The organism is Streptomyces sp. NPDC007901, from assembly GCF_042959465.1.
Classification (GTDB): domain Bacteria; phylum Actinomycetota; class Actinomycetes; order Streptomycetales; family Streptomycetaceae; genus Streptomyces.
Window position 1 is genome coordinate 1 of record NZ_JBIBKW010000061.1, and the last position, 9,436, is coordinate 9,436.

The 9,436-nt window shown below is 66.6% G+C and carries 10 protein-coding genes and 1 pseudogene; 6 read left to right on the top strand and 5 right to left on the bottom strand.

Translation table 11 applies throughout. The annotated features are described in order from the left end of the window. The 3 genes and pseudogenes from ACFZDK_RS55100 to ACFZDK_RS55110 all read right to left on the bottom strand — a co-directional run. Positions 1-568: pseudogene (locus tag ACFZDK_RS55100) on the bottom strand (hypothetical protein); the annotation flags it as partial. A gap of 73 nt (positions 569-641) precedes the next feature. Beyond that, complete coding sequence (locus ACFZDK_RS55105; RefSeq protein ID WP_390986806.1) at positions 642-1,151, bottom strand: hypothetical protein; 510 nt, start codon at positions 1,149-1,151, stop codon at positions 642-644. Between the two features lie 234 nt (positions 1,152-1,385). After that, complete coding sequence (locus tag ACFZDK_RS55110; RefSeq protein ID WP_390986809.1) at positions 1,386-1,985, bottom strand: TetR family transcriptional regulator; 600 nt, start codon at positions 1,983-1,985, stop codon at positions 1,386-1,388. A gap of 96 nt (positions 1,986-2,081) precedes the next feature. Here ACFZDK_RS55110 and ACFZDK_RS55115 point away from each other — a divergent pair, with 96 nt between their 5' ends. Beyond that, positions 2,082-3,110 (top strand): zinc-binding dehydrogenase, encoded by a 1,029-nt coding sequence (locus ACFZDK_RS55115; RefSeq protein WP_390986811.1) that lies wholly within the window; start codon positions 2,082-2,084, stop codon positions 3,108-3,110. 87 nt (positions 3,111-3,197) lie between these two features. Here the strand turns inward: ACFZDK_RS55115 and ACFZDK_RS55120 are convergent, their stop codons facing one another. After that, entirely contained in the window at positions 3,198-3,380 is a 183-nt protein-coding gene (locus ACFZDK_RS55120; RefSeq protein WP_390986814.1) for a hypothetical protein, read from the bottom strand. Between the two features lie 678 nt (positions 3,381-4,058). Here ACFZDK_RS55120 and ACFZDK_RS55125 point away from each other — a divergent pair. From ACFZDK_RS55125 to ACFZDK_RS55140, 4 genes are all read left to right on the top strand, one after another. Further along, positions 4,059-4,292, top strand: a complete 234-nt coding sequence (locus ACFZDK_RS55125; protein ID WP_390986817.1) for a Tn3 family transposase — start codon at positions 4,059-4,061, stop codon at positions 4,290-4,292. Positions 4,293-4,741: 449 nt separating this feature from the next. Further along, on the top strand, positions 4,742-5,176 hold the full coding sequence (locus ACFZDK_RS55130; protein ID WP_390986820.1) for a winged helix-turn-helix domain-containing protein: 435 nt from the start codon (positions 4,742-4,744) through the stop codon (positions 5,174-5,176). Next, positions 5,173-5,748: a transposase gene (locus tag ACFZDK_RS55135; protein WP_390986823.1), complete on the top strand. Its 576-nt coding sequence runs from the start codon at positions 5,173-5,175 to the stop codon at positions 5,746-5,748. Before ACFZDK_RS55130 ends, ACFZDK_RS55135 begins: the two co-directional genes overlap by 4 nt. A gap of 458 nt (positions 5,749-6,206) precedes the next feature. Continuing rightward, on the top strand, positions 6,207-7,052 hold the full coding sequence (locus ACFZDK_RS55140; protein WP_390986825.1) for an IS5 family transposase: 846 nt from the start codon (positions 6,207-6,209) through the stop codon (positions 7,050-7,052). 208 nt (positions 7,053-7,260) lie between these two features. Here the strand turns inward: ACFZDK_RS55140 and ACFZDK_RS55145 are convergent, their stop codons facing one another. Beyond that, complete coding sequence (locus ACFZDK_RS55145) at positions 7,261-7,671, bottom strand: hypothetical protein (RefSeq protein ID WP_390986828.1); 411 nt, start codon at positions 7,669-7,671, stop codon at positions 7,261-7,263. 328 nt (positions 7,672-7,999) lie between these two features. Between ACFZDK_RS55145 and istA the strand changes: the two genes are divergently transcribed. After that, the coding region (gene istA / locus ACFZDK_RS55150; protein WP_390986831.1) for an IS21 family transposase at positions 8,000-9,436 on the top strand (1,437 nt) is incomplete at its 3' end.

Below are 9,436 nucleotides of genomic sequence, written 5' to 3' on the forward strand. Positions count from 1 at the left end.
GGGCGCGGACCCGGTAGGTGACAGTCCAGCCCACACACGGAGGGCCAGGGCTCACGCACGTTCTTGCACGGCGAGAAAGATCACTCGTGCGCGCCCACACCATGATGCCCTGGTCGCCATACTTGGGTACGCGGCTCGCGTTGCCATGGACCTTGTGCTTGCCTGAGTAGTTCTTCCGGTCGTCCTTCCCGGTGCGGCGGCGGGTGCGGATCAGGGTGCCGTCGAGGAGGACCACGACCCCGCCGCTGCGGGTGATCTTCTTCAGCGCCCGGTCCAGGCGCGGGGCGCGGGCGGCCAGCAGCTTGACGACTTCCTTCACCCAGCGGCGGACGGTGGACTGCCCGACACCGTTGCCGCCGGCCATGTCGCCCAGGCGCTGGTCGTGACGCAGGACGGCGAGCACGATGACAGCCTGCTTACCGGGTTCGGCCTTGCGCCAGACAGAGCGCACCCGGTTCCGGCGCCGGCGTATCAGGCTGGCGACGAGGCTGATGGTCCGCTTCGACAGCGGGAGGCGGACCTGGCAGACAACTTCCTGAGCGTCCTCGGCGGGCTGGTTTTTCGTCACACATCAACCAACTCCCGCCGGGGGCCCTCGCGTTACGGCAGGAATCGGACCGTCCGGTCAGCGGCGTCACTGGTCAGCGTGGTCGGTAGCGGCCCGATGCGGTGCGGACGAGCCAGCCACGGTCGGAGAGTTCGCGCAGCTGGCCCAGGACCGGCTCGACCTTCGCCGGGGTCGTCTCCCGGCCCAGTCCGAGGGCGACGTCCTTGGCCATCACCGGACCGTCCACCCCCGCCACGATCTCCATGATCCGGCGGTACTCCGAGGCCAGGGCCTGAAGCCCCATCCCCTCGGCACGATCGGGCACCACCCGCATCCCGCCCGCACCCGGGCCCACCGTCACAGCAACCGGCTCCGGCTCCGGCTCCGGCTCCGGCTCCGGCTCCGGCTCCGGCTCCGGCTCCGGCTCCGGCTCCGGCTCCGGCTCCGGCTCCGGCGACACGATGCCCGGCGGTCGCCGTCCACCGCCGGTGGCCTCCAACCGGGCCACTTCCAGCTCGAGTTCGCCCAGCTCCTTGCGCAGCAGCTCAGTACGTTTCGCCAGCTCAAGCCGCTGCTCGATCGTCCACGTCAGTACGTCTGTCATGAACATCCCTCCCGACGCGGAACCTACGCAGCACCCCCCGAACATCACGCCAGAACCCGCGAGAACGCCCGCGCCGGACGATCTCGTGCTAATGATCACCTCGCCTGTCAGCGTGAGGACCTCACCGGCGTATCACACCAGCCCCGCTGAACTGCGGAAACGAGAATGGCGCAGCCTCAGTGGTCAGGAAAGCGTCCTTTCGGCGCGCCGCCGTGGCCGTGCCACCCAAGCTGATCAGTCGAGAGCGTGGGCGCGGCAGGTCCGCAGAATCTCGTCGGACAGTTCGGGCCGGACGTGGCGGACCGCTCGGGCGAGCACCATCGCCCCGACCAGCCTGCTGAGTAGCAGCACCGCCCGGTCCCGCGCCTGCTGCGGGGTGATCTCCCCATCCTGCTCACGGGCGAGTTCTGCGGCGAAGCCCGCGAGGTACCCTTCCACGCCGGCTGCGTACGAGCGCTGGATCGTGTCGTTGTGCCGCCCGGCGTCGGTGACCAGGGAGGCGGAGGGGCAGCCGCCGTCCGGTGCGTCACGGTGGGCGACCGAGAGATAGTCGTCCACCACTCGCCTCAGCGGTGGGCCGGCGGGATCGTCCCCTTCCTCGACGGCCTGCTCTAGGACGCCCAAAGACGACGCGAACGAGGCGTTGCACACCTCGGCGGCTAGGTCGTCCTTGGATGCGAAGTGGTTGTAGAAGCCGCCGTGGGTCAGGCCCGCTTCCTTCATCAGGTCCGCGATCCCGACGGAGTCGATGCCCTGCGCGCGGAACAAGCGCCCGGCCGCCTCGACGATGTTCTCCCGATTCCTGGCCTTGTCTTCCTTGGTGATCCGTGGCATGTCCGCCCTCCCGCCTCGAATGTATTTGACCTTTTCAAGGTTACCCCTCATCATTATTTTAATGTTGTCCATCATTAATAGGTGAGTGGAGGAGCCATGCGCACCGTGGTGCACACCCGGCAGGGAGAACCCGCACAGGTACTCACGCTGAGGGAGGAGTCCGAGCGACCGCGTCCCGGCGTCGGGCAGGTTCTGGTTCGCATACGGGTCCGGCCCGTCCATCTGGGCGACCTGGCCGGTGTGGAGGGACTGTCGGAACTCCCGGAACAGCAGTCGGGTGCCCGAACTCCCGGAGTGGAGGGGATGGGGGTCATCGAGAGCGTCGGGCCGGACGTGCACACATTCGGTCCCGGTCAGCGCGTGGCGGTCTTCCCGGCGCCGGGGACGTGGGCCGAGTACGTCGTGGTCGCGGCCGACCGGGCCGTGGCGGTGCCGGATGAGGTCAGCGACGAGACCGCGGCCCTGATGCTGGTCAATCCTCTGACGCTGCGCATGCTGTACCGGGCGCTGGACAGTGCCCTGCGCGGCCAGCAGGGCTCCGTCCTCCAGACGGCCGCCGGTTCCTCCGTCGGCCGTCTGGTCAGCGCGGCCGCAGTCCGGCACGACCTGCCCCTGATCAACCTCGTACGCAGCGCATCCGGTGCCCGAAAGATGCGAACGCTATACCCCACGCTACCCGTGATCGCGACTTGCGACGACGACTGGTGGGAGCAGGTCCGCCACGAAGCCGGCGAGCAGGGCATTCGGGTCGTCCTCGACTGCGTCGGCGGTGCCATGACCCGGAACCTCGCCGAGCTGCTCGCCGACGGCGGCACCCTCATCTCCTACGGGCAACTGGGCTCCGGCACCACCCCGCTGGAGAGGCTGCCACTTATCCAACGGTCGCTGACCGTGCAGGGCGTGACCGTGTTGCAGTGGATGAGCCGCCCCCCGAAGGAGCGGGCCCAGGACGTCGCCTTCGCCCTGGACTTGGCACGGAACACGCCGGACCTGCTCGAAGTCGCGGCCAGCTACGACCTCGCCGACTTCAAGGCGGCCATTGAACACGCCCGCCGCCCGGCCAAGACCGGGACCGTCCTGCTCACCACACCGCAGGCAGCCAACCCCGGGCAGGGGGTGGCCTGATGAAGATCGGAATGCTTGGAGTCGGAACCATCGCTGCGAGGGAAAGAGGACTTCCCGGGTGAGAGCTGACCGTCAGTGCCGAGACGATCAGTCGCGGTGGGCTTCGCGGGAGGCCGGCTGCCCCGCCCTGCGGGAGTTTCGACGGGTGATGCGCCTGGTCATGATGGTGATCGCGGCCCAGGTGATGAGCGATTCCGAGTGCCGGATGAGCCGTTCGTAGTCGCGGGCGTGGCGACGGGCGTGCATGATCCAGGCGTGGGAGCCTTCCATCGCCCAAGCACACTGCGCTTATGGATAGTCAAAGCAGTGAACCTCTTTCATCCTGTGCTGGAGGGTGAAATGGGCTGGTCAGCGGGTGTCGTGACGAGGCAGGGCCCCTCGTTGTTGGCGTCGACAGCGCACCGACAGGCACACCGACACGCCGCGGACAGGGAGTCGGGTCGGGGTACAGAGACGCACCCCCGTAAGCGCACCATCGAGGCTGCCATCGGGCTGCTCAACGCAGCAGCCGAGGCCGGGCCGACGTGCCGGGCGCCGATCGCGCACCTTGCCACCGAACCCAGGGCGATCCGTTGGCATCAAGCGAACAAGAGCGCACTGTTCGGCTCTGTGCCCGATGCATCGGCGGCCGACGAAAAGCTAAGCCGCCACACCCTCAACCGTCGGATCCGACGCCACCGCACGTCCAACCGCCGATACGACCAACCCGGTGAACCGTGAGTGATCCCCCGGGGCGTATCGGCTCCAGGTCCCGCCGGACTCGTTGCGTAGCCAGGTGGTGGTCTTGTCGTGGTAGCCGAGAGCGTCCGCGACGACGGGGGCTGGCAGTTCGAGTAGCTGCTGGCGGATGGAAGAGCCGCGGGCAGCAGCTGCTGGGATCCCGATCTCGCTGAGGAGGGCGAACAGGTGGTCGGGGCGGGAGGGCTGGCCCGCTCAAGGGCTGGGGAATTGCCAGCGGGACGCCGGGTTGGTGGCGGTGTCTACATCGACGCCGCCGTCAAGCAACTGGCCTCCGACGGCTTCCCGGTCACCGACGAGCTGCTCGCCCGCCTCTCCCCGCTCCAGTACGACGACATCAACTTCCTGGGCCGCTACGCCTTCACCCGGCCGCCGGCTCCGGGACTGCGGCAGCTACGCGACCCGCACAGCGACGACGAGACGGACGACGGCGAGCACGGGTAGCCGCAGGTCTGTACTGGCGAACAGCGGTCCGGCCCGGAGTCACACCTACGCCTCCGGGCCGGACCGTTTTGTGCGAGTCGGGCTGCCAGTGGGCAGGATGCGCAGATGTGGCCTGCCCTGAGTCAACGCCGACGGCCAGGCAACAGGCGGAGCGGGGCGCCGCCGCGGAACGGGATCCGGAAAGTTCCGAGCCGACACGCAACGACCAGCTGCGGTCCGTCTGACAAACCCATCGCTAGCAGGCCCGGTCGTCATGACCGGGCCTGTTCGTATGACATGCACCCACCACAAACAGAACTGTAGTTCTGCTACTGAGTTTTTCGTTAGCTCTGTGGGTGCGGAGGCTTCAGTGGTGTGAGTATCCGGTGGTGTCTTCCCGCGCTGAGTCTGATGCCTGTGGAGTATCTGTTCCTCCTTTGACGCGGCCGCAGTTGGCCGAGGCCCGTCGCATGCGCGCGGCCGAGATGTTCGAGCGGGGGTGTGCCCAGGCCGAGGTCGCGCGGGCGGTGGGGCTCTGCCTGGAGAGCGTCCGGCGTTGGAGACGCGTGTGGGGGCAGGGCGGAACGCAGGCGCTGCGACGGCGCCCTGCCGGCGGCCGGCCGCCCAAACTTGATGACGCTCAAGTCGCGGCCGTGGAAGCGGCGTTGGTGCAGGGCGCCCAAGCGCACGGGTTCGAGGCCGATCTATGGACTCTGGAACGGGTGGGTGTGCTGGTGGAGCGGCTGACCGGGGTACAGCTGGCACGGGCGTCGGTGTGGCGGCTGCTGACCGGGCGGCTGGGCTGGAGCCTGCAGCGCCCCCAGCGCCGGGCCGTCGAGCGGGACGACACCGAGATCGCCCGGTGGATCGCCCACGAGTGGCCCCGCATCAAAAAGGGGCGGTGAAGAAACGTGCCTGGATCGTCTTCTTCGACGAATCGGGTGTGTCCCTGCTGCCCCAGATACGCCGCACCTACGCGCCCCTCGGCCGCACTCCCACCCTGCGGCACCGGCTGAACTGGAGACGAGCCGGGATGGCCGCCGCGCTGGGCTACCACGCCACCGACAGGGAACGAGGACCGCGGCTGTGCTTCCACCTCAAGCCGGGCAGCTACGACACCACTTCCCTGATCGAAGTGCTGGAACAGATCAAGACCTTCTACGCCGGCGAGCCGGTGGTGCTGGTCTGGGACGGACTGTCCGCCCACTGGAGCCGGGGCATGCGGGCCTGGGTGGGCGAACAGGACTGGCTTGAGCTGGAACGGCTTCCGGCCTATGCACCCGAACTCAACCCCGTGGAACTGCTGTGGTCGGCCATCAAAGCACGCGAGTTGGCCAACCTTGCCGAAGACCACCTCGCCGACGTCGCCGACGCAGCCGAACGCGGCATCCACCGAGTCTGCTCCAGCGAGCAACTCCCATGGTCCTTCCTCACCCACACCAGCCTAACAATCCATCCCCAAACACCACAGAACTAACGAAAAACTCAGTAGTACCGTCGGGCACGGCGCATCCCCAGGGCGCAAACAGCATCAAACGGGGACGCTTGGGGATCAGACAGGAACAACTCGACTCAAACGGGCAGAGGTATGGAGTCCCCTGCCGCAAAGCCCGCCTTGACCACTCTCACCTCAGCAGTTACAGACCCACTCGCCTCCCGAAGCGCCACCAAATAACCTCTCCGGAACAAAACGCTCTTTGAGGGGACGTTCGCGTCATTTATGCGCCGGTTTGCGATAGTTAGGCCGCGCCAGGATTCGCCTTGTACAGGCAGAACAGGCGATATGTCTCTTCGGCTGAACCATACCGGGACTCGTATTTCACCCCGATTGCTCCCGATAGCACCTGTCTGGTTCGCATACATCCCTGAAGTTGGCTTTTGCCTCGCTCGATCGAGCGATATGCCCGGTTGGGGACCTCGTCCATGAGTGGTTCCATGACCTCTTCACAGCAGCGCGAGCCCTACCTGAGCGATCTCTCCGATGCCCGCTGGGCGTTGATGGAACCAACCTTGACGGCCTGGCGGGCCGAGCGGCAAAAGATCTCCCTCAACCTCGGCGGAAAGATCACTGACCTGCGAGAAGTCATGAACGCGATCCTCTTCCTCAACCGGACCGGCGTTCCCTGGCGCTACCTGCCCCACGACTTCCCGCCACACACCACCGTGTTCGGCTACTTCAGCGCCTGGACCGCGGACGGCACCATCGAGAAACTCGGCCTCCACCTGCAACGAATGGCCCGTGAGCGGGTAGGACGCACCGCCGAGCCCACCGCCTGCGTCATCGACGCCCAGAGCGTCAAGACCGCTACCAGCGTGCCCACCGACACCCAGGGCGCCGACGCTGGCAAGAAGATCGTCGGCCGCAAACGCAGCATCGTCGTCGACACTCTCGGCCTGTTACTGCTGGTCATGGTGACCGCCGCCAGCGTCTCGGACAACGAGGCCGGCGTCCAGCTCCTCACCCGCGTCGCCGCCGACCACCCCACCATCCGCAAGGCATGGGTCGACACCGGCTACAAGAAGAAGGCGATCGAACACGGTGCCACTCTCGGCATCGATGTCGACGTCGTCCCGCGAAACGAGCAGGTCAAAGGCTTCTCCGTGATCCCACGGCGCTGGGTAGTGGAGCGGAGTTTCGGATGGATCATGATGCACCGCCGCCTCGCCCGCGACTACGAGACCAAACCCGCCCACTCCGAAAGCATGATCCGCCTCGCGATGATCTCCAACCTCGCGAAACGAGCAACGGGCGAAAAGCCCATAACTTGGCACAACCCATGAACTATCTGTCGACGATCAGGTAATTCCCCACGATCTGCATGATCAGCTTCACATAATTCCCCATCCTGGCGACCACGGCTTCCCCTGGGGACGGCGAATCCGTCGCTGTGCACTCGGCAGACCATGACCGGCTCTACGATCTGATGCGTCAGCCCGCCGCAGAGCCGTACTGGAACATCAACGTTGCCCGGCACCCGGGCATCGAGCGTCATGGCCGGGCAGATGCCTGGCGGACGAGCGCGGTGCGATTGGGGGTGAGGAGGTATGGCAGCAAGGCTCTCAGGGCGGAGGCGAAGGCTCGGACGCGAAGTTCAGCCAGCCTGGTGCTGCTGGCGCTGCCTGGCAGATGATTGATGGCCCCGAGGCTGCACTCGGCGTAGAGCTGGGCAATGCTTGCGTGGCTCTTGGGGCCAGAGTCCCCCAGGATGCCGACATCTGCGACCACTTCAGCTTCGTTCTTCCAGAAGTAGTGGTAGATGGTGATCCGCAGGTCGTGACCGGCATAATCGAAACCACCATCGACGTCGTTAGGTCCGGTAAATCCCGCCTCCGCCAGGAACCCGAAAACCTCCCGCCCGAGTCGGCGGACCGCTTCCTCCGGCGTCTCTCGCTTGCCCATCCAGTCATCGTCCGGCGGACCAGCCGCCACCGCCAGACCCGGGAAAGGCATGGGATGAGTAAGCCGGTACCCGAGTGTCCGGACTTGAGCGGGACGTAGGGATGCCCGGAGATCTTTGAGACTGCCCGGAGATCGCCGAGACACGACATTTTCACTATGCAGAGCGGTTTGAGCGTCATGTGACTCTCTGTGACAGTTCCTCCTATTTGGCCATGGGTAGCGCGGAGTCCGGGATCGAGGGACCTGGTCGTCGCGGAGCTGTCCGTGTTCCTCCTTCCGTGGTTCGGCAGGCCGATGGGCAGCCCGGATGGCGAGGAGAACGTTCGACGTGGTCGACATCACCGAGATCTACGTCCACTGGTACGCAGGCCGCTCGAAGAGCGCGCTGGCCGCGTCACTGGGGGTGGACCGCAAGACGGTCAGGAAGTACCTGGCTCCGGCGGAGGCGTCCGGGATCACCCCGGGCGGACCGCCGATGACCGAGACTGACTGGGCCGGGCTGATCGAGGGGTGGTTCCCCGGCCTCGTCGACAGGAGACTGCGGCAGGTCACCTGGTCCGACATCGACCAACGCCGCGACTACATCCTGGACTTGCTGGGAACGGTGACGGTCTCCACGATCCACCAGCGACTGCGGGACGAGCACAAACTGAAGGTGTCGATCTCCTCGTTCCGCCGGTGGGTCCACGCCACGCTGCCTGACGAGGTGAGCCGCTCGCAGGTCACCGTCCTGCGCGACGAGATCGAGCCGGGTGAGGAGGCCCAGATCGACTACGGGTTCCTGGGGCAGTGGACCAACCCGCGCACCGGCAAGCGGCACCGGGTCTGGGCGTTCGTGATGGTGCTTCCCTGCTCACGGCACATGTTCGTCCGTCCGGTGCTGCACCTGGACCAGCACGCGTGGACCGAAGCGCACGTCGCGGCCTTCCGCTACTTCGACGGCATCCCGCGCCGTCTCGTGCCGGACAACCTGAAGACCGGGGTCGACAAGCCCGACCTCTACGACCCGAAAATCAACAAGGCGTATGCCGAACTCGCCGCCCACTATGGCGCGTTGGTGGACCCGGCGAGAGCCTCGAAGCCAATGGACAAGCCCAGGGTGGAGCGGCCCATGCCCTACGTCCGCGACTCGTTCTGGCGCGGGCGGGAGTTCACCTCGATCGAGCACATGCAGGCCGAGGCCGTCACCTGGAGCCAGCAGGTCGCCGGGCAACGGAAGTGTCGGCCGCTGGGCGGGGCATCGCCGATGGCCGTGTTCGGCGCCATCGAGGCGGCCGCCCTGCTGCCGCTGCCGTCCACCCCGTTCGCCCTGGCCCGCTGGTCGACGGCCACCGTCGGCCCGGACATCCACATCAAGGTCGGCCGCACCCTCTACTCCGTGCCCTGGAAGCTGATCGGCCGCAAAGTGGACGTCCGCTCCACCGCGACCATGCTGCAGGTCTTCCTCGACGGCGACCTAGTCAAGACCCACGCGGCACTTGAGCAGGGAAAACGCACCGACAAGAGCGACTACCCGCCGGAGAAAATCGCCTTCCAGATGAAGACGCCCATCTGGTGCCGCACCCAGGCGTCCGAGATCGGTGACGCCTGCCGCGAGGTCGTCGACCAGCTGCTGGAGGTCAACGCGCTCTACCGCCTCCGCGCCGCCCAGGGGGTTTGTCGGCGACGCCTGAATCGTGGTTCTGGATCACTTTTGGTGCCGGAGCAACGGAGGGTCACCACCTCCGCGATCATGAGCGGTCGTGACCCACGACCCGCTCCAGGA